The sequence below is a fragment of the Curtobacterium sp. PhB146 genome, from assembly GCF_004342995.1.
Lineage (GTDB): Bacteria > Actinomycetota > Actinomycetes > Actinomycetales > Microbacteriaceae > Curtobacterium.
Genome location: NZ_SMBN01000001.1, coordinates 542083 through 560415 on the forward strand (window position 1 = coordinate 542083; position 18333 = coordinate 560415).

Below are 18333 nucleotides of genomic sequence, written 5' to 3' on the forward strand. Positions count from 1 at the left end.
ATCCGCTCTGAGCAGCAACGGGTGCCTCGGGTCATCTGCGGGCGCACGGTGGACGCATGACCGATTCACCACCCGCCGCAGCCTTCACGACCGAGTACCGGCGTGCCCTCTCCGACCAACGCGTGCTCGTACTCGACGGCGCCCTCGACGACGACAACGGCACCGTCTTGATGACGCAGTTGGTACAGCTCGCGACGGCGGACCCCTGGAACGACATCGCGCTCTGGATCCATTCGCCCGGAGGCTCGGTTCCGGCGATGCTCGCACTCCGGGACCTCATGCGGGTGATCCCCAACGACGTCAGCACGCTCGCACTCGGGATCGCCTGCAGCGCGGGGCAGTTCCTGCTGTCCTCGGGTACTCCAGGCAAGCGACGAGCGCTGCCGCACAGCCGGATCCTGATGCACCAGGGATCCGCAGGGATCGGCGGGAGTGCGGTGGACGTGGCGCTGCAGGCGGACCACCTCCGTGACACCCGCGACACCGTGCTCGGACTCATCGCGGCGGACACCGGACAGACGGTCGACCGCATCTTCGAGGACTCGCTGCACGACCACTGGTACTCCGCCGAGGAGGCCCTCGACTACGGGTTCGTCGACCTGATCGTCGACGACTTCTCGGTGATCCGGCCCCAGCAGCCCCGTTCCACGATGACAGGCTTCGGCGGACCTGCGGCAGGGGAGGGTGACCGATGAGCGCGTACACGATACCGAACGTCATCGCGCGGGACGCTCGCGGCGATCGGGTCTTGGACGTCTACTCGCACCTCCTCACCGAGCGGATCATCTACATCGGGACCGCGATCGATGCTGGCGTCGCCAATGCCCTCATCGCGCAACTCCTCTTCCTCGAGTCGGACAACCCGGACTCGGACGTGCAGCTCTACGTCAACTGCGACGGCGGCGATCCGAGTGCCATGCTCGCTGTCTACGACACCATGCGGTTCATCCGCCCCGCCGTCGCGACCACCTGCGTTGGGCAGGCAATCGGTGTCGGAGCCGTGCTGCTCGCCGCGGGCGCCGAAGGAAAGCGGTCGGCCCTGCCGCATGCTCGGGTCGTGCTCCACCAACCCGCGGCGCAAGGGCAGGGGGCCATTCCCGAGCTCATCTTGCAGGCCGACGAGGTCGTCCGGATCCGGGCCGAGATCGAGCACCTGCTCACCGAGCACAGCGGCCAGAGTGTCGACCAACTCCGAGCCGACACGGACCACGATCGGGTCTTCACGGCCCGTCAGGCCCAGCAGTACGGGCTCGTGGACCACGTGATCACTCGACGCTGACCGACGGCGCTCCCGGACGCCTCAGGCTGCGAGGAGGAAACTACTCCGCAGCTGTTCGCCACCAGTACCTGCGGAACGTGCTCGCTCGCGGAGCTGTTCTGCTGCCGCCGCCGTCAAGTCCAGCAAGGAGCTCTCGAGCGCGCCGGCCACTGCTGCCAACATCTCGCTCGAAGGCTCCTTCCGCCCCCGTTCCATCTCCGACAAGTACTGCGGCGACACCCCTGCGCGACGGGCGACATCTTGCAGGGTGTCCCCGCGGACGCGGCGACGAGCGCGGAGTTCTTGACCGACGACATCACGCCAGAGCGGCTCGGGATTGCGGGATCTCATGATGCGAGCCTGGCAGTGTTCCACGTGAAACGTACGGGCTTCCCGTTCGCTGCTCGTGAACTCGAACCAGCGGAACGGCTACGCGCCCCGTGTCGGGCCGAACGACCCGTCGCTGCTCCAGGCACCCGCGCCGGGCATGCGAGGCCCGCTACGGGGCGCACAGCGCCATTGACAAGCCGTCAGGACGAGACTTCGCTGATCCCCAGCTCCGACAGAATGCGATTGAGGTCGTCGCCGTTCGCGAAGTCGATCGTCACGGAGCTCTTCCGGGCACCGACGGCGATCTTGACCCGTGTGTTCAGCCGGTCACCGATGCGCTCAGCAAGGTCGTTGAAGTGCGCCTGGTTCTTGGAGGGCTGCGGCGTCGTCTTCGGAGGGGTCTTCGTCGCCAACTGCTGCGCGATCGCTTCGGCAGCGCGCACTGACAGGTCCTCGTTGACGATCTTCTCGGCGAGGTACTCCATCGCCTCCGCGTCCGGGGCAGCAAGGATCGCGCGGGCGTGACCGGCCGACAGCACGCCGGCAGCCACTCGACGCTGCACGGGGGAGGGGAGCCGCAGCAGACGGATGGTGTTGGTGATCTGCGGACGCGAGCGACCGATGCGCTGGCCGAGCTGTTCCTGCGTGATCCCGAAGTCCGCCAGGAGCTGCTGGTACGCCGAAGCCTCTTCGAGCGGGTTGAGCTGCGCCCGGTGCAGGTTCTCGAGCAGGGCATCCCGGAGCATCGCGTCGTCCGGCGTCTCCTTGACGATCGCCGGGATGGTCGTGAGCCCGAGTTCCTTGGTGGCGCGGAGGCGCCGCTCACCCATGATCAGCTCGTACTGCGGCTCCGTCCCCGCAGCCCCGGGGATCGGACGGACCACGATGGGCTGCAGCACCCCGATCTCACGGATGGAGTGGACGAGCTCCTGCAACTCCTCTTCGCGGAACTCCTTGCGCGGCTGCTGCCCGTTCGGGATCACGTCCAGCGGGTTGAGGTTCGCGAGTCGGGCTCCCGGAACAGCGACGAGCTCGTCCGCGGTGGGTGCCGACGCCGGCGACCCACCAGTCGGGAAGAACACGTCGACCGGGCGGTCCTGCTGGTCCGTCGCCGTCGGGATGAGCGCGCCGATGCCGCGGCCGAGTCCGGTTCGCTTGGGTGCCATCAGTCTTACGCTCCTCGTGCTGCGATCTCGGCGGCCGCTTCCAAGTAGGAGAGCGACCCGGTGGAGTTCACGTCGTACGCGACGACGCTCTGTCCGTAACTCGGCGCTTCACTCACCCGGACGGACCGGGGGATCATCGCCTTCAACACTTGATCACCGAAGTGCTCGCGGACGTCGTTCGCCACCTGGTTCGCCAGGTTGGTCCGACCGTCGTACATGGTGAGCAGGATCGTCGAGACCCTGAGGTTCGGGTTGAGGTGCCGCTCGATGAGCTCGATGTTGCGCAACAGCTGGCTGAGTCCCTCGAGCGCGTAGTACTCGCACTGGATCGGGATCAGGACTTCCTGGGCCGCCACGAACGCATTGATGGTGAGGAGACCGAGCGACGGCGGGCAGTCGATGAAGACGTAGTGGTACGGCTCGTCCAGCGACTGGAGGTACAGATCGAGCGCCGTGCGCAGCCGCTGCTCTCGAGCGACCAAGGAGACGAGCTCGATCTCAGCACCCGCGAGGTGGATCGTCGCCGGGACGCACCAGAGGGTGTCGGACTCGGGGGACTGCTGCACGGTGTCGGCCATCGCGGCCTCATCGACGATGACGTCGTAGATGCTCGCGACTTCAGCCTGGTGGTCGACGCCCAGGGCCGTCGACGCGTTGCCCTGCGGGTCGAGGTCGATCACGAGCACCCGTGCGCCACCGTGGGCGAGGCCGGCGGCCAAGTTGACGGTCGTCGTGGTCTTCCCGACGCCGCCCTTCTGGTTCGACACGGTGATGATCCGCGTCTTCGGGGGCAACGGGAACTGCTGCGTCGCGATCGCACGTCGCCGGCGGTTCAGGTCGGCGATCTCGCGAGCAAGCGGAGTCGACGCGTCGTAATCGGTCGATGAGCTCAACGAGTGCCTCTTCCCCGGTTCGATGTTTCACGTGAAACGTGGAGCAGCACGCGATCAGTTGTCCCGATCCGAGCCGCAGGGTCAGTCAACTGTAGCCCGGAAGACCCGCGTGGTCTCTGCGACCACACCGTCCCCGAGCTCGAGGACCTCGACGTCCGACAGGTGCTGGCGCAGGATGACCTTGCGTGCCTTCTCGATCTCGTCGTCGACGCGCGCACCCTTCATGAGGATGAGCTGCCCGCCCGAGCGGACGAGTGGAACCGTCATCGGGATGAGCTTCGACAACGCACTGACCGCGCGGGCCGTGACCTGGTCGACGACGATGTCGTCGGAGACGTCCTCGGCGCGGCCGCGGACCACCGTCACGTTGGACAGCCCGAGCCGGCTCGCCTCGTTGGTGAGCCAGTCCACTCGACGCTCCATCGGCTCGATGAGCGTGAAGTGCACGTCCGGACGGGCGATCGCGAGCACGAGACCGGGCAATCCCGCACCCGAGCCGACGTCGGCAACCCGACCACGGGCCTCCAGGAGGGGCGCCAGCAAGGCTGAGTTGAGGATGTGTCGTGTCCAGAGTCGAGGCAGTTCGAGCGGGCCGATCAGGCCCAGCTCCTCACCGCGACGAGCCAACTCGTTCGTGAACGACCGAGCCGTCTCGATCCGGTCGCCGAAGAGCGCGGACGCAGCCGCAGGCTCGGCCTCGAGCACCGGAGCAGCGTCCGGAGCTGTGGGAGCGGTGGCCGAGGACACCGACTCGTCCGTCATCGGGTGACGACCGTGTGGCGGTCCCGACCCTCACCCTCGGACTCCGAGTGGAAGCCCTTCTCAGCGACGAGGTCGTGGACCAGCTTGCGCTCGTACGACGACATCGGGGGGAGTGCTGCGGACGACGATCCGGCTTCGATGCGCTCGACGGCGGTGTCGACCAGTCGCTGCAGCTCGTCGGCACGAGCGTCACGGGAGCCGCCCACGTCGAGGATGAGCCGGCTGAACTCGCCCGTCTCGGCCTGGACGGCGATGCGGGTGAGTTCCTGCAGCGCGGTCACGGTGTCCGGCTTGGAGAGGACGCGGAGCGCCTCTCCGTCATCGGTGACCGACAGGTACACGCGACCGGCGCGCTCCTCGATCTCGATGTCCCCGTCGAGGTCGCAGATGTCGAGGAGTTCCTCGATGTAGTCCGCAGCGATGTCAGCCTCGTCACGGGCGTCCTCGTCCGGGACCTCGGTGGTGTCGACGGCTGCGGCGGTGTCCTGCTCGGTCACTTACTTCTTCCCGTTCTTCTTCGAGCGCTGCTTGCCGACCGGCTGCGAACGCTGGGTGGTGACGCGCACGGCCTCGATCTCGGCGGCGCCAGCACCGGCACCAGCCTCGGCGAGGACCGGGTTGGCGATCCCGCGACGCTGGGCCTTCTTGGCCAGACGCGCCTCACGTGCCAGGGCCGCCTCGGAACCGGGCGTCGGCATGCTGCGGATGACGAAGTACTGCTGCGCCATCGTCCAGACGTTCGAGGCGAGCCAGTAGAACATGACGCCGAGGGGGAAGCTCAGACCCGAGATCACGAAGACCAGCGGGAGGATGTACAGCATCATCTTCTGCTGGCGGTACATCGGCGACGCCTTGGTCTCCGGCGACATGTTCTTGGCGACGAGCTGCAGCTGCGTGATGAACTGCGACGCGGTCATGACGACGATCATGAAGCCGGCGATCGCACGGACTTCCCACCCGGAGGCGTTGGTGAACGTCTCGTGCAGGGGAGCACCGAACAGGGCCGCGTTGCCGAACGACGCCGCGAGGTCGTTCGTCAGCAGGCCGATGCCCGTCTTGTTGATCTGGGCTTCGTGCAGCACCGAGTACAGCGAGAAGAAGATCGGCATCTGCAGCAGCAGCGGCAGGCAGGAGCTCAGCGGGTTGGTGCCCGTCTCCTTGTACAGGGCCATGGTCTCGCGGCTCATGGCCTCACGCGAGAACTGGTCCTTCTTGCCCTTGTACTTGTCCTGGATCTTCTTCAGCTGCGGCGCGACCTCGAGCATGCGGCGCTGCGACTTGATCTGCCGCACGAAGATCGGGATCAGCGCGGCGCGGACCACGAAGGTCAGGAAGATGATGGAGAGGACCCAGGTGATACCCGCGCCCGGGTCCATGCCGATGCTCTCGAAGATCCAGTGGAAGCCGACGAGGATGGCGGAGACCACCCATTTGAGCGGCCAGAGGATCGTACCGATGATGTCCATGGGGACGGCTACGCCTTTCGAGTGCGCTGGGGGAGCAGGACCGGCCGGGCCGTTCCGACCGCGGGGTGCGGCTGCTGCGGGATCGGCGCGAGGACGAACCCGAACCGGTTGACGACGAACGGGCGACGACGTTCCGTGACGTCGTCGATCCCGCCTGCAGCCCAGGGGTTGCAGCGAGCGATGCGCCAGGCGCCCATCGCGGATCCGCGGACGACGCCGTACTGCTGGATCGCTTCGAGGGCGTACCGGGAGCACGACGGGTGGTACCGGCAGACGTTGCCGTACAACGGGGAGATCACTGCACGGTAGGCGCGGAGCACGACGACGCACGCGTTGCGTGGGAGCAACGCGGCGACCCAGGCCAGCCGGGTCCACAGGGTGCGGTTCATGCTGCCTTCTCCACCCCGCGCGCGAAGGAGCGCACGACGTCTTCGAGCAGGGTAGGCCATCCGGCCTGCGATGCGGCTGGCAGTGCGCGCACCACCACGTCGTACCCCACGGGGGAGTCGGCGAGGATGCCGTGCGCGATCGCCTTGAGCCGCCGCCTGATCAGGTTCCGGGTCACGGCGTTGCCCACCGTCTTCGCGACGATGAACCCGAACCGCGACGGTCCGGCAGGGTCCGTCGAGCGACGGACCACGGACACGACGACGTGCGCCGTGGCGCTCTTGCGACCACGACGCACGACGTTCCGGTAGTCGTCCCCGCGGACGATGCGGTTGGCGCTGGCCAACACTGCGATGCCGGGGTCAGACCGAGGACCGGATCAGGCGGTGAGCCTGATCAGGCCGAGAGCTCGGTGCGGCCCTTGGCGCGACGCGCCGACAGGATGGCGCGGCCGGCACGCGTCCGCATGCGGAGGCGGAAGCCGTGCTTCTTGGCGCGGCGACGGTTGTTCGGCTGGAAGGTGCGCTTGCTCATGATCTCTCCACACGGCTGCTCGCGGCGAGCCGTCACGTATGTATGTGTCATCGCTCGGTGTCGAACGACGCAGATGGGCGCGACCAATCGGCCGCAGTCAACTGGTTAACGGTACGTGACAGCAGCGAGCAGGTCAAACGCCGATCGGGCCGGCCTCGGTGCCGGAGGCGTCGAGGACACCGCTGCGGTCCATTCTCCACATTGGGGACAACTTCCGTTCGGTGCCACCCGGCCCGGTCCTTTACAGTGGGGTCATCGATCGGCCCCGCGCCCCGGTACGACAGGGAAGTACTCCTGTCCGACGGATCCGGGCGGTCGTGGACAACACTGTGGACAACCCTGTGGGAACACGCGCGGTACGAGGCGTCGACGAAGCCCCCGAGACCCCGACGAACCGCCGGCGCACGACACGGTCCGCTGAGCGCCACACCCCGCGGCACTCCGGCACGTCCGACCCAGCAGGACGCACCCCGGTCCGGCACCGAACGCACGACACACACCTGGAGACGAGCGCGACATGACGATGCCGGCCGACCCCGTCGAGGACCTCTGGTCATCCGTACTCGGAATCCTCAGCGAAGACCCCCGCATCACGCCGCAGCTCCACGGGTTCCTCAACCTGGTCGAACCGAAGGGCGTCCTCGCCGGCACGCTGTACCTCGAGGTCCCCAACGACCTGACCCGTGGCATGCTCGAGCAGCGGATCCGCATCCCGATCACCGAGGCCGTCGCCCGCATCGGTGACGACTCGGTCGCGAACTTCGCCATCACGGTGAACCCGGACATGGCGTCCGAGCCGCGCGTCGACCCGAACGTGCCGGAGTACGCCGAGCCCGTCCAGGAAGCAGTGGAGCAGAGCGCTGCACCCCGCCAGTACATCGAGGCACCCTTCGTGCCGAGCCAGATCGACTCCCCGGGCACGAGCGGCCGGCCGGAGTCGCGGCTGAACCCGAAGTACAACTTCGACAACTTCGTCATCGGCTCGTCGAACCGCTTCGCCCACGCCGCAGCGGTCGCGGTGGCCGAGGCTCCGGCGAAGGCCTACAACCCGCTCTTCATCTACGGCGACTCCGGGCTGGGCAAGACCCACCTGCTCCACGCCATCGGGCACTACGCCGAGAGCCTCTACCCGGGGATCCGCGTCCGGTACGTGTCGAGCGAGGAGTTCACCAACGACTTCATCAACTCGATCGCGAACAACCGCTCGAACCAGTTCCAGCAGCGCTACCGCGACATCGACATCCTGCTGATCGACGACATCCAGTTCCTGCAGGGGAAGGACTCCACGCAGGAGGCCTTCTTCCACACGTTCAACACGCTGCACGACCACAACAAGCAGGTCGTCATCACGTCCGACGTCGCACCGAAGCACCTGACCGGCTTCGAGGACCGCATGCGCTCCCGCTTCGAGTGGGGTCTGATCACCGACGTGCAGGCGCCCGAGCTCGAGACGCGCATCGCGATCCTCCGCAAGAAGGCGCAGTCCGACCACCTGCAGGTGCCGGACGACATCCTCGAGTTCATGGCCTCGAAGGTGTCGAGCAACATCCGGGAGCTCGAAGGGACGCTCATCCGCGTCACGGCGTTCGCGAGCCTGAACCGGACGGCCGTCGACATGGCCCTGGTGCAGACCGTCCTCAAGGACCTGATCACCCTCGACGAGGACAACGTCGTCGCGCCGACGGACATCATCAACCACACCGCCGAGTACTTCAAGCTCTCCGTCGACGACCTGTACGGCTCGTCCCGCTCGCAGGCGATCGCCACCGCGCGACAGATCGCGATGTACCTGTGCCGCGAGCTCACGAGCCTGTCGCTCCCGAAGATCGGGCAGCTGTTCGGCAACCGCGACCACACCACGGTCATGTACGCGAACAAGAAGATCACCGAGCTCATGAAGGAGCGGCGGTCGATCTACAACCAGGTCACCGAGCTCACGAGCCGCATCAAACAGGACCGCCGCTACCGCTGAGATCGCTACGTCTCCGGGCGCATCCACCATCTGAGACGGTTCCATGGGCCGGAGTTCTCACAGTGTGGATAGCCTGTGGATAACTGTGGAGGACACGCCGCCCGGTTGTTCACAGCGAGGGGGCCTCCTGTGGAAACTGGGGATGGAAGTGGATAGATGAGATTCATTCATCCCGACGTCGCCCACAGCCCGCCCACAAGTCACAACGGTGTAGTTCCCTACGGCCGAGCGGCATGCACAGGGTTATCCACAGTGTGCACAGGCGTTAACACCATTACTCCTGGTTAACGATCCATCTCCGCGGGACAACCTTGTGGACGGCGGGATGACAAGAAATCCAGCCCCCGTCCGCCTGTGCCAGAATGGGGCGGCCGGACAGTCCAAGCCGATCGACAGGGGTTCCAGCTGTGAAGTTCGAGGTCAACCGGGACGTCTTCTCCGAAGCCGTCTCCTTCGCGGTGAAACTCCTCCCACAGCGCACGACCCTCCCGATCCTGTCGGGCGTCCTGATCCACGCCGACGGCGATCGTCTGACGCTCTCGTCGTTCGACTACGAGGTCTCGGCGCAGACGTCCATCTCGGCGCAGATCGACGACCCGGGCACGGTCCTGGTCAGCGGTCGCCTGCTGAACGACATCGCGAGCCGACTGCCGAACGCCCCGGTGACCTTCACGACCGAGAACTCCAAGATCTCGGTCTCCTGCGGATCGGCGCACTTCACGCTGCTGTCCATGCCGGTCGAGGAGTACCCGACGCTGCCCGAGATCGGTCCGCAGACCGGTGTCATCCCCGGCGATGCCTTCTCCGAGGCGGTGTCGCAGGTCGCCGTCGCCGCGAGCCGCGACGACGTCACCCCCGTCATCACCGGTGTCCAGCTCGAGGTCGGTGACAACGACCTGTCGCTCATCGCCACGGACCGGTACCGCGTGGCCGTCCGGACCATCGCGTGGGACTCCGGCCGCGTCGGCTCGGACCCGCTGCACGCCCTCGTCCCCGCCCGCACGCTGCAGGAGGTCGGTCGCACCTTCGGGTCGGCGTCCACCGTCTCGGTCTCGATCAGCGGCAACTCGGACCGTGAGCTCATCGCGTTCCACGCCGACGACAAGACCGTCACCTCGCTGCTGATCAAGGGCAACTACCCGCCGGTCCGCCGGCTCTTCCCCGAGAACGTCAACGACCACGCCGTGATCAACACCGCTGAGCTGGTCGAAGCCGTCCGACGGGTCTCACTCGTCCTGGAGCGCGAAGCAGCGCTCCGGTTCTCCTTCACGGTCGACGGGCTCACGCTCGAGGCGATCGGATCCGAACAAGCGCAGGCGTCAGAGTCGATCAGTGCGTTGCTGACCGGAGAGGAAACGGTGGTCTCGCTGAAGCCCGCCTTCCTCCTCGACGGACTGAACGCGGTGCACTCCGAGTTCGTCCGCATCTCCTTCACCAAGACGGAGAACCCCAACAAGCCGGGCCCGGTGCTGATCACCGGCCAGACTTCGCAAGAGGCTGCCGCGACCGATGGATACCGGTACCTGCTGCAGCCCAACCTGCTGCTGCGATAGGCGCAACAGGAACACTGCGCTGACGCACCACCCGCGGACGCAGCGCGACGACGAAACAGAAGAGGAAATCATGCACATCGGTCTTGTCGGCCTTGGTCGCATGGGCAACAACATGCGTGCCCGTCTCCGCAACGCAGGGATCGAGGTCACCGGTTACGACGCGAACCCCGCCGTCTCCGACGTCGCGAGCCTCGCAGACCTGGCGGGCGCCCTGCCCGAGGGTCAGCGACTCGTCTGGGTGATGGTGCCGCACGGCAAGATCACCGACGACGTCATCACCGAGCTCGCCGGCGTCCTGAACGAGGGCGACCTCGTCATCGACGGTGGCAACTCGAAGTGGCTCGACGACACCACGCACGCCGAGCAGCTCGGTGCGCGCGGCATCCGCTACATGGACGCCGGTGTCTCCGGCGGCGTGTGGGGCAAGGACAACGGCTACGGCCTCATGGTCGGCGGTGACGTCAAGGACGTCGAGTTCGCCATGCCGGTCTTCGACGCACTGCGCCCCGAGGGCCCGCGCGAAGAGGGCTTCTCGCACGCCGGTCCGATCGGCGCGGGTCACTACGCCAAGATGGTCCACAACGGCATCGAGTACGCGATCATGCAGGCCTACGGCGAGGGCTACGAGCTCCTCGAGGCCAAGGACCTGATCACCGACGTCCCCGCCGTGTTCGCCGGGTGGCAGCGCGGGACGGTCGTCCGTTCGTGGCTGCTCGACCTCATGGTCCTGGCCCTGAACGAAGACCCGAAGCTCGACGAGCTCGAGGGCTACGTCGAGGACTCGGGCGAGGGACGCTGGACGCTGGAAGAGGGCATCGAGCTCGCCGTTCCGATGCCGGCGCTGTCGGCGTCGATCTTCGCGCGCTTCGTCTCGCGTCAGGGCAGCGCGTCCCCGACGATGAAGGCCGTCGCGGCGCTCCGCAACCAGTTCGGCGGTCACGCCGTCAAGAAGTCCTAGGACCACCCGGGGAAACCCGGACTCGGCCCGCGTGCACGTCGACCATCTCCAACTCACCGACTTCCGGAACTACCGGGAGGCGGACGTCGACCTCGCACGCGGGCCGAACCTGTTCGTCGGGCGGAACGGACAGGGCAAGACCAACCTGGTCGAGGCGATCGGCTACCTGTCGACGCTCGGGTCCCACCGGGTCCCGACGGATGCCGCGCTCGTCCGCCAGGGTTGCGACGCCGCGATCGTCCGGGCCCGCCTGGCGCACGAGGACCGCAGCATCCTCGCCGAGGTGCAGATCAACCGCACCGGGGCGAACCGTGCGCAGGTGAACCGGTCGGCGATCAAGCCCCGTGAACTCCCGCGCTACTGCACCTCCGTCCTCTTCGCTCCCGAGGACCTCGCCCTGGTCCGTGGCGAACCGGCCGGTCGTCGACGCATGCTCGACGAACTGCTCGGCCAGATCGCGCCACGGATGCAGGGGGTCCTGGCCGACTACGACCGCACGCTCCGCCAGCGGAACACCCTGCTCAAGTCGGCCCGTGCCACCGGCGCCAAGGCCAACGCACTGTCGACGCTCGACGTCTGGGACGACCGCCTCGTCGGACTCGGTGCCGAGATCGTCGCCGCGCGCGACCACCTGACGCGCCGGCTCGCACCGTTCGTCGCCGAGGCGTACGCCACCGTCGCGGGCGAGGACCACGATGCCTCGATCGCCGGTGTGCTCTCGATCCGTGGCGGTGACCCGGAGGCCGCCGCCGCGACGGAACCGGTCCTCGGCACCCCCGACGAGCCGGTGAGCGTGATCGCTGCAGCCGAGGCGTTCGCAGCTGCCCTCGAGCGGCGTCGTCGCGACGAGCTCGACCGCGGGTTGACCCTCGTCGGGCCGCACCGGGACGACGTCCTGTTCCAGCTCAACGGGTTACCTGCCCGCGGGTACGCCAGTCACGGGGAGTCCTGGTCCTTCGCGCTCGCGATCCAGCTGGCGAGCGCGTCGATCCTGCGGGCGGAGTCGAACCTCGGTGACCCGATCATCATCCTCGACGACGTGTTCGCCGAACTCGACGAATCCCGGCGCGAACGCCTCGGGAACGCCGTGGCCGACTACGAGCAGGTCCTCATCACAGCCGCGGTGTTCGGCGACGTCCCCTCCCAGCTGGCCGCGCACACGGTGCGGATCGAGGCGGGCACGATCGTGACCGACGCGACCCCGCCGGAAGCCGACGCCTGATGCCCCGCCCGTGGAAGCCGACCGAGCCGTCGCGGCTGTACCGGCACCTCCGTGCCGTCTTCGGTGACCCGTCGAAGCGCGGGGTCGACGCCCGCCGCCGTCGCTCCCGCGAGTTCGACGCCGACACCGTCCCGTACGGGCGCGGCCGTGAACCCCGAGGACTCGGTGACGTGGTCGGATCCCTGGCCAACGAGCTCGGGTGGACCGAACCCCTGGCCCGCTCGGAGCTGTTCGTGGACTGGCCGAGCGTCGTCGGTGAGGAACTCGCGAAGCACTCCACGCCGGTCACCATCGACGACGGTGCGCTGGTCATCCGGTGTGACTCGACGGCCTGGGCGACCCAGCTCCGTCTCATGCGTGCCAGCGTCACGACGACCATCGCCGAGCGGCACCCGGAAGCCGGGGTGGAGTCGATCCGGGTTTCGGGGCCGGACGTCCCCACCTGGAAACGCGGCCCCAGGACGGTCCAGGGGCGCGGTCCTCGCGACACCTACGGTTGAGCCGACGAAATCATCCTGTGGTGCCAAAAAAGCCCGCCTGTGGGCCGGATGAGCCCTCGAAAGAGGGGCCTCTGCGGTAGACTGGGAGGTGCAGTGCGCGGGCGTTCCGCGCGCAGGCAGGAGCACGCTCGACATGGCATCAGAATCTGAAGACGACCCGCAGAACCCGCTCGACGCGGAGACCCCGCAGAGCGAACCGTCCTACGGAGCAGACCAGATTCAGGTGCTCGAGGGGCTCGAGGCGGTCCGCAAGCGTCCCGGTATGTACATCGGTTCGACGGGGCCCCGCGGTCTGCACCACCTGGTCCAGGAGATCGTCGACAACTCCGTCGACGAAGCCCTCGCCGGGTACTGCGACACCATCGACGTCACCATCCGTGAAGACGGCGGTGTCCGCGTGGTCGACAACGGCCGTGGCATCCCGGTCGGCATCCACGCGGCCGAGGGCGTCTCGACCGTCCAGGTCGTCCTGACGGTCCTGCACGCCGGCGGCAAGTTCGGCGGCGGCGCGTACGCGGTGTCCGGTGGTCTGCACGGTGTCGGTTCCTCCGTCGTGAACGCGCTGAGCTCCGAGCTCGACGTCGAGGTCCGACAGCAGGGCCACGTCTGGCGCCAGAGCTACACCGACGGCGTCCCGGTCGCACCGCTGACCAAGGACGAACCGTCCGACGAGCACGGCACCACGATCACCTTCTGGCCGAACGCCGAGATCTTCGAGACCGTCGTCTTCGACTACGAGACCCTGCGCACCCGGTTCCAGCAGATGGCCTTCCTCAACAAGGGCCTGCGGATCAACCTGCGCGACGAGCGCACCCCGGAAGAAGGGGAAGAGGCGCGGAACGACTCCTTCATGTACGAGCGCGGTCTCGCCGACTACGTCGAGTACATCAACGCGCAGAAGAAGGCCGACCTCGTCCACCCGGACGTCATCGGCTTCGAGTCCGAGGACACCGAGCGCAAGATCGCGCTCGAGGTCGCGATGCAGTGGAACACCTCGTACCAGGAGAGCGTCCACACCTTCGCGAACACGATCAACACGCACGAGGGCGGCACCCACGAAGAGGGCTTCCGCGCGGCGCTGACGTACCTGGTGAACAAGTACGCGCGCGAGACGAAGATCATCAAGGAGAAGGACGACAACCTGACGGGTGACGACATCCGTGAAGGGTTGACGGCCGTCATCTCCGTGAAGCTCGGCGAGCCGCAGTTCGAGGGCCAGACGAAGACGAAGCTCGGCAACACCGAGGCGAAGGGCTTCGTGCAGCGCGTCGTCGGCGCCGAGCTCACGCACTGGTTCGAGAGCAACCCGACCCAGGCCCGCGACGTCGTCCGCAAGGCGATCCAGGCGTCGCAGGCGCGGCTCGCGGCCCGCAAGGCCCGCGAGACCACGCGTCGCAAGGGGCTGCTCGAGTCGGGTGGCATGCCCGGCAAGCTGAAGGACTGCCAGTCCAAGGACCCGACCCTGTCGGAGATCTTCATGGTCGAGGGCGACTCCGCCGGCGGTTCCGCCGTGCAGGGCCGCAACCCGATGACCCAGGCGATCCTGCCCCTGCGCGGCAAGATCCTGAACGTCGAGAAGGCGCGGCTCGACCGCGCGCTCGCCAACCAGGAGATCCAGTCGATGATCACGGCGTTCGGCGCCGGCATCGGTGAGGACTTCGACCCGGACAAGGCCCGGTACCACAAGATCGTGCTGATGGCCGATGCCGACGTCGACGGCCAGCACATCACCACGCTGCTGCTGACCCTGCTGTTCCGCTACATGCGGCCGCTCATCGAGCGCGGCTACGTGTACCTCGCGCAGCCGCCGCTGTACCGCCTGAAGTGGTCGAACGCCGCACACGAGTACGTGTTCAGCGACCGGGAGCGCGACGCCCTGATGCAGTCGGGCATCGCCGCCGGCAAGCGGATCCCGAAGGACAACGGCATCCAGCGCTACAAGGGCCTCGGCGAGATGGACTACAAGGAGCTCTGGGACACCACGATGAACCCGGACACCCGTACGCTCCTGCAGGTCACGCTCGAGGACGCCGCCGCGGTGGACAGCACCTTCTCGACGCTGATGGGTGAAGACGTCGACGCACGTCGCCAGTTCATCCAGCAGAACGCCAAGGACGTCCGCTTCTTGGACATCTGAACTGACTCGACATCTCGACCCTGGCCTGGAGGCGCGGTGCCAGCCGCGTGCTCTGGTCCGGACCACTTGTGGTCGCGTCCACCGCGACGAACGTCACCACGGCCTCCCGGCCGTCAGAAAGGTAACGCAAGCCAATGGCTGACGACAACGAGAACGCCCCCGACGAGCAGCCCGAGATCGTCCACGGCGACAGCGGGGACATCGTCGTCTCCGGTGACCGCATCTCGCAGGTCGACCTGCAGCTCGAGATGCAGCGTTCCTACCTCGACTACGCGATGTCGGTCATCGTCGGCCGCGCGCTGCCCGAGGTCCGCGACGGCCTGAAGCCGGTGCACCGCCGCGTGATCTACGCGATGTTCGACGGCGGCTACCGTCCGGACCGCGCGTTCTCGAAGTGCTCCCGCGTCGTTGGCGACGTCATGGGGCAGTTCCACCCGCACGGCGACTCCGCGATCTACGACGCGCTGGTCCGTCTGGTGCAGCCGTGGTCGCTGCGTTACCCGCTCGCACTCGGCCAGGGCAACTTCGGCTCACCGGGCAACGACGGCGCAGCAGCCCCGCGGTACACCGAGACCAAGATGGCGCCGCTCGCCATGGAGATGGTCCGGGACATCGACGAGGACACCGTCGACTTCCAGGACAACTACGACGGTCGGACCCAGGAGCCCGCGATCCTGCCGGCACGGTTCCCGAACCTGCTCGTCAACGGCTCGGTCGGCATCGCGGTCGGCATGGCGACGAACATCCCGCCGCACAACCTGCGCGAGGTGGCCGAGGGCGCGAAGTGGGCCCTCGACAACCCCGAGGCGACGCGCGAAGAGCTCCTCGCCGCGCTCATGCAGCGCATCAAGGGGCCGGACTTCCCGACCGGTGCGCAGATCCTGGGCACCAAGGGCATCCAGGACGCCTACCTCACCGGTCGTGGTTCGATCACGATGCGCGCCGTCGTCAACGTCGAGGAGATCCAGGGTCGCACCTGCCTCGTCGTCACCGAGCTGCCGTACCAGGTCAACCCGGACAACCTCGCGATCAAGATCGCCGACCTGGTCAAGGACGGCAAGCTCGCCGGCGTCGCGGACATCCGCGACGAGACCTCGGGTCGCACCGGCCAGCGCCTGGTGATCGTGCTCAAGCGCGACGCCGTGGCCAAGGTCGTGCTGAACAACCTGTACAAGCACACGCAGCTGCAGGAGAACTTCGGCGCGAACATGCTCGCGATCGTCGACGGAGTCCCGCGGACCCTGCCGCTCGACGGGTTCATCTCGGCGTGGGTCGCGCACCAGGTCGACGTCATCGTCCGCCGCACCCAGTTCCGCCTGCGCGAGGCCGAGAAGCGCGCGCACATCCTGCGCGGTTACCTCGCAGCGCTCGACGCCCTCGACGAGGTCATCGCGCTCATCCGTCGGTCGCCCGACGTCGAAGAGGCCCGCTCCGGCCTGATGGACCTGCTGTCCGTCGACGAGATCCAGGCGCGCGCGATCCTCGAACTCCAGCTCCGTCGACTGGCCGCCCTCGAGCGCCAGAAGATCCACGACGAGGCCGAAGAACTCGAGCGCAAGATCGCCGACTTCCAGGACATCCTGGCGTCGGAGACCCGGCAGCGCACGATCATCCGCGACGAGCTCGAGGAGATCGTCGACCGCTTCGGCGACGACCGCCGCACCGAGATCATGCTCGGCTACGACGGCGACATGTCGATGGAAGACCTCATCCCCGAAGAGGAGATGGTCGTCACCATCACCCGCGGCGGGTACGTCAAGCGCACGCGCAGCGACCAGTACCGCTCGCAGCACCGCGGTGGCCGGGGTGTCCGTGGCGCCCAGCTCCGCGCGGACGACATCGTCGAGCACTTCTTCGTCACGACGACGCACCACTGGCTGCTGTTCCTCACCGACCAGGGCCGGGTCTACCGCGCCAAGGCGTACGAGCTGCAGGAAGCCGGCCGCGACGCCAAGGGCCAGCACGTGGCGAACCTGCTCGCGATGCAGCCGGACGAGCAGATCCAGCAGGTGCTCGACATCCGTGACTACGAGGTCGCGCAGTACCTCGTCCTCGCGACCGAGCACGGGCTGGTGAAGAAGACCGCGCTCACCGAGTACGACACCAACCGCACCGGTGGCATCATCGCGATCAACCTGCGCGACGGCGACAAGCTCCGCCAGGCGCTGCTCGTCGACGAGCACGACGACCTGCTGCTCGTCTCACGACAGGGCATGTCGCTCCGCTTCACCGCGACGAACGACACCCTGCGGCCGATGGGTCGGTCGACCTCCGGCGTGAAGGGCATGTCCTTCCGCGACGGCGACTCGCTCCTGGCCGCACGCGTGGTGGCGGACGACGGTTTCGTCTGGGTGATGACCGAGGGCGGGTACGCCAAGCGCACCGCCGTCGACCAGTACCGCATCCAGGGACGCGGTGGTCTCGGCATCAAGGTGGCGAAGTTGGCGACCGACCGAGGCGACCTCGTGGGTGCTCTCATCGTCGGTGAGGACGACGAAGTGCTCGTCGTGCTGCAATCGGGCAAGGTGGTAAGGTCTGCCGTGGCCGAGGTCCCTGCCAAGGGTCGCGACACCATGGGTGTCGTCTTCGCCAGGTTCGCGGCGAACGACAAGATCATCGCAGTGGCCCAGAACACCGAGCGGAACCTGGTCGACCAGGACGACGCCGAGATCGAGCCAGCGGGCCCGGTGGAGACGGTCAGCCCTTCCGAAGCGGCCCCGGACTCCACTGATCCCATCGACACCGAGCCCGTCGCGGACGAGGCCGGAGAGGACCAGTCAAGCAATGAGTAGTGTCGCCGAGAAGCTCCAGAAGAAGGCGAAGCGACCCGTCGGCACCCGCCAAGTGCGGCTGCGGCTGGTCTACGTCGACTTCTGGTCGATGGTGAAGCTCAGCTTCCTCATCGCCCTGGCCGGCAGCATCGTGATCGTGGTCGCCACGGCGCTGGTGTGGGTCATCCTCAACCAGACGGGCGTGTTCACGCAGGTGGACGCCTTGTTGAAGGACGTCACCGGTCAGAACAGTTACTCGATCATGGACCAGTTCTCACTGGGTCAGGTACTCGGGTTCTCCATCGTCGTGGGCATCCTCAACGTGGTCGTCGGCACCGTGCTCGGCGCCATCGTGAGCGTGCTCTACAACCTCAGTGTTCGCATCACCGGCGGCTTGCTCGTCGGCTTCACGAACAACTGACAC

At 67.2% G+C, this 18333-nt stretch carries 19 protein-coding genes; 10 read left to right on the forward strand and 9 right to left on the reverse strand.

Annotated elements, in window-relative coordinates; translation table 11 throughout:
• Nucleotides 1-56: 56 nt before the first annotated feature.
• Together EDF33_RS02665 and EDF33_RS02670 are read left to right on the forward strand one after the other, a co-directional pair.
• Nucleotides 57-695 carry an ATP-dependent Clp protease proteolytic subunit gene (locus EDF33_RS02665; protein WP_132099235.1) on the forward strand — a complete coding sequence of 213 codons (639 nt, stop codon included), beginning with the start codon at nucleotides 57-59 and terminating at the stop codon, nucleotides 693-695.
• Nucleotides 692-1279, forward strand: a complete 588-nt coding sequence (locus EDF33_RS02670) for an ATP-dependent Clp protease proteolytic subunit (RefSeq protein ID WP_131877921.1) — start codon at nucleotides 692-694, stop codon at nucleotides 1277-1279. Before EDF33_RS02665 ends, EDF33_RS02670 begins: the two co-directional genes overlap by 4 nt.
• Before the next feature lie 21 nt (nucleotides 1280-1300).
• On the opposite strand, the gene EDF33_RS02675 is transcribed toward EDF33_RS02670, so the two are convergent.
• From EDF33_RS02675 to rpmH, 9 genes are all read right to left on the reverse strand, one after another.
• The gene (locus EDF33_RS02675; RefSeq protein WP_131877923.1) at nucleotides 1301-1609 is read right to left on the reverse strand and encodes a helix-turn-helix transcriptional regulator; all 309 of its coding nucleotides are present in this window, start codon (nucleotides 1607-1609) and stop codon (nucleotides 1301-1303) included.
• Between the two features lie 179 nt (nucleotides 1610-1788).
• Nucleotides 1789-2754, reverse strand: coding sequence for a ParB/RepB/Spo0J family partition protein (locus tag EDF33_RS02680; RefSeq protein ID WP_132099236.1), 966 nt, complete (start codon nucleotides 2752-2754; stop codon nucleotides 1789-1791).
• A 5-nt stretch (nucleotides 2755-2759) separates the two neighbouring features.
• Complete coding sequence (locus EDF33_RS02685) at nucleotides 2760-3647, reverse strand: ParA family protein (protein ID WP_279388035.1); 888 nt, start codon at nucleotides 3645-3647, stop codon at nucleotides 2760-2762.
• 81 nt (nucleotides 3648-3728) lie between these two features.
• On the reverse strand, nucleotides 3729-4409 hold the full coding sequence (gene rsmG / locus EDF33_RS02690) for a 16S rRNA (guanine(527)-N(7))-methyltransferase RsmG (RefSeq protein WP_131877929.1): 681 nt from the start codon (nucleotides 4407-4409) through the stop codon (nucleotides 3729-3731).
• The gene (locus EDF33_RS02695) at nucleotides 4406-4906 is read right to left on the reverse strand and encodes a R3H domain-containing nucleic acid-binding protein (RefSeq protein ID WP_111083678.1); all 501 of its coding nucleotides are present in this window, start codon (nucleotides 4904-4906) and stop codon (nucleotides 4406-4408) included. Before EDF33_RS02695 ends, rsmG begins: the two co-directional genes overlap by 4 nt.
• On the reverse strand, nucleotides 4907-5875 hold the full coding sequence (gene yidC / locus EDF33_RS02700) for a membrane protein insertase YidC (RefSeq protein ID WP_123292941.1): 969 nt from the start codon (nucleotides 5873-5875) through the stop codon (nucleotides 4907-4909).
• An 8-nt stretch (nucleotides 5876-5883) separates the two neighbouring features.
• Nucleotides 5884-6264: a membrane protein insertion efficiency factor YidD gene (gene yidD, locus EDF33_RS02705; protein WP_165901008.1), complete on the reverse strand. Its 381-nt coding sequence runs from the start codon at nucleotides 6262-6264 to the stop codon at nucleotides 5884-5886.
• Nucleotides 6261-6611 (reverse strand): ribonuclease P protein component, encoded by a 351-nt coding sequence (gene rnpA / locus EDF33_RS02710; RefSeq protein ID WP_123292940.1) that lies wholly within the window; start codon nucleotides 6609-6611, stop codon nucleotides 6261-6263. The genes yidD and rnpA overlap by 4 nt, the downstream gene beginning before the upstream one ends.
• 47 nt (nucleotides 6612-6658) lie before the next feature.
• A complete protein-coding gene (gene rpmH / locus EDF33_RS02715; protein ID WP_022889115.1) occupies nucleotides 6659-6796 on the reverse strand; it encodes a 50S ribosomal protein L34 in 138 nt (45 codons plus the stop codon).
• A 517-nt stretch (nucleotides 6797-7313) separates the two neighbouring features.
• Between rpmH and dnaA the strand changes: the two genes are divergently transcribed.
• From dnaA to EDF33_RS02755, 8 genes are all read left to right on the forward strand, one after another.
• A complete protein-coding gene (gene dnaA / locus EDF33_RS02720) occupies nucleotides 7314-8768 on the forward strand; it encodes a chromosomal replication initiator protein DnaA (RefSeq protein WP_111083682.1) in 1455 nt (484 codons plus the stop codon).
• 407 nt (nucleotides 8769-9175) lie between these two features.
• Nucleotides 9176-10321, forward strand: a complete 1146-nt coding sequence (gene dnaN / locus EDF33_RS02725; RefSeq protein WP_132099238.1) for a DNA polymerase III subunit beta — start codon at nucleotides 9176-9178, stop codon at nucleotides 10319-10321.
• Nucleotides 10322-10391: 70 nt separating this feature from the next.
• Complete coding sequence (gene gnd / locus EDF33_RS02730; protein ID WP_123292939.1) at nucleotides 10392-11279, forward strand: phosphogluconate dehydrogenase (NAD(+)-dependent, decarboxylating); 888 nt, start codon at nucleotides 10392-10394, stop codon at nucleotides 11277-11279.
• Nucleotides 11280-11310: 31 nt separating this feature from the next.
• Nucleotides 11311-12501 carry a DNA replication/repair protein RecF gene (gene recF, locus EDF33_RS02735; protein ID WP_132099239.1) on the forward strand — a complete coding sequence of 397 codons (1191 nt, stop codon included), beginning with the start codon at nucleotides 11311-11313 and terminating at the stop codon, nucleotides 12499-12501.
• The gene (locus EDF33_RS02740) at nucleotides 12501-13001 is read left to right on the forward strand and encodes a DciA family protein (RefSeq protein WP_111083686.1); all 501 of its coding nucleotides are present in this window, start codon (nucleotides 12501-12503) and stop codon (nucleotides 12999-13001) included. The genes recF and EDF33_RS02740 overlap by 1 nt, the downstream gene beginning before the upstream one ends.
• A gap of 133 nt (nucleotides 13002-13134) precedes the next feature.
• Complete coding sequence (gyrB, locus tag EDF33_RS02745; RefSeq protein WP_123292937.1) at nucleotides 13135-15138, forward strand: DNA topoisomerase (ATP-hydrolyzing) subunit B; 2004 nt, start codon at nucleotides 13135-13137, stop codon at nucleotides 15136-15138.
• A gap of 134 nt (nucleotides 15139-15272) precedes the next feature.
• Nucleotides 15273-17930 (forward strand): DNA gyrase subunit A, encoded by a 2658-nt coding sequence (gene gyrA, locus EDF33_RS02750; RefSeq protein WP_216834274.1) that lies wholly within the window; start codon nucleotides 15273-15275, stop codon nucleotides 17928-17930.
• Nucleotides 17923-18330, forward strand: a complete 408-nt coding sequence (locus tag EDF33_RS02755; protein ID WP_027466922.1) for a DUF3566 domain-containing protein — start codon at nucleotides 17923-17925, stop codon at nucleotides 18328-18330. Before gyrA ends, EDF33_RS02755 begins: the two co-directional genes overlap by 8 nt.
• Nucleotides 18331-18333 lie beyond the last annotated feature (3 nt).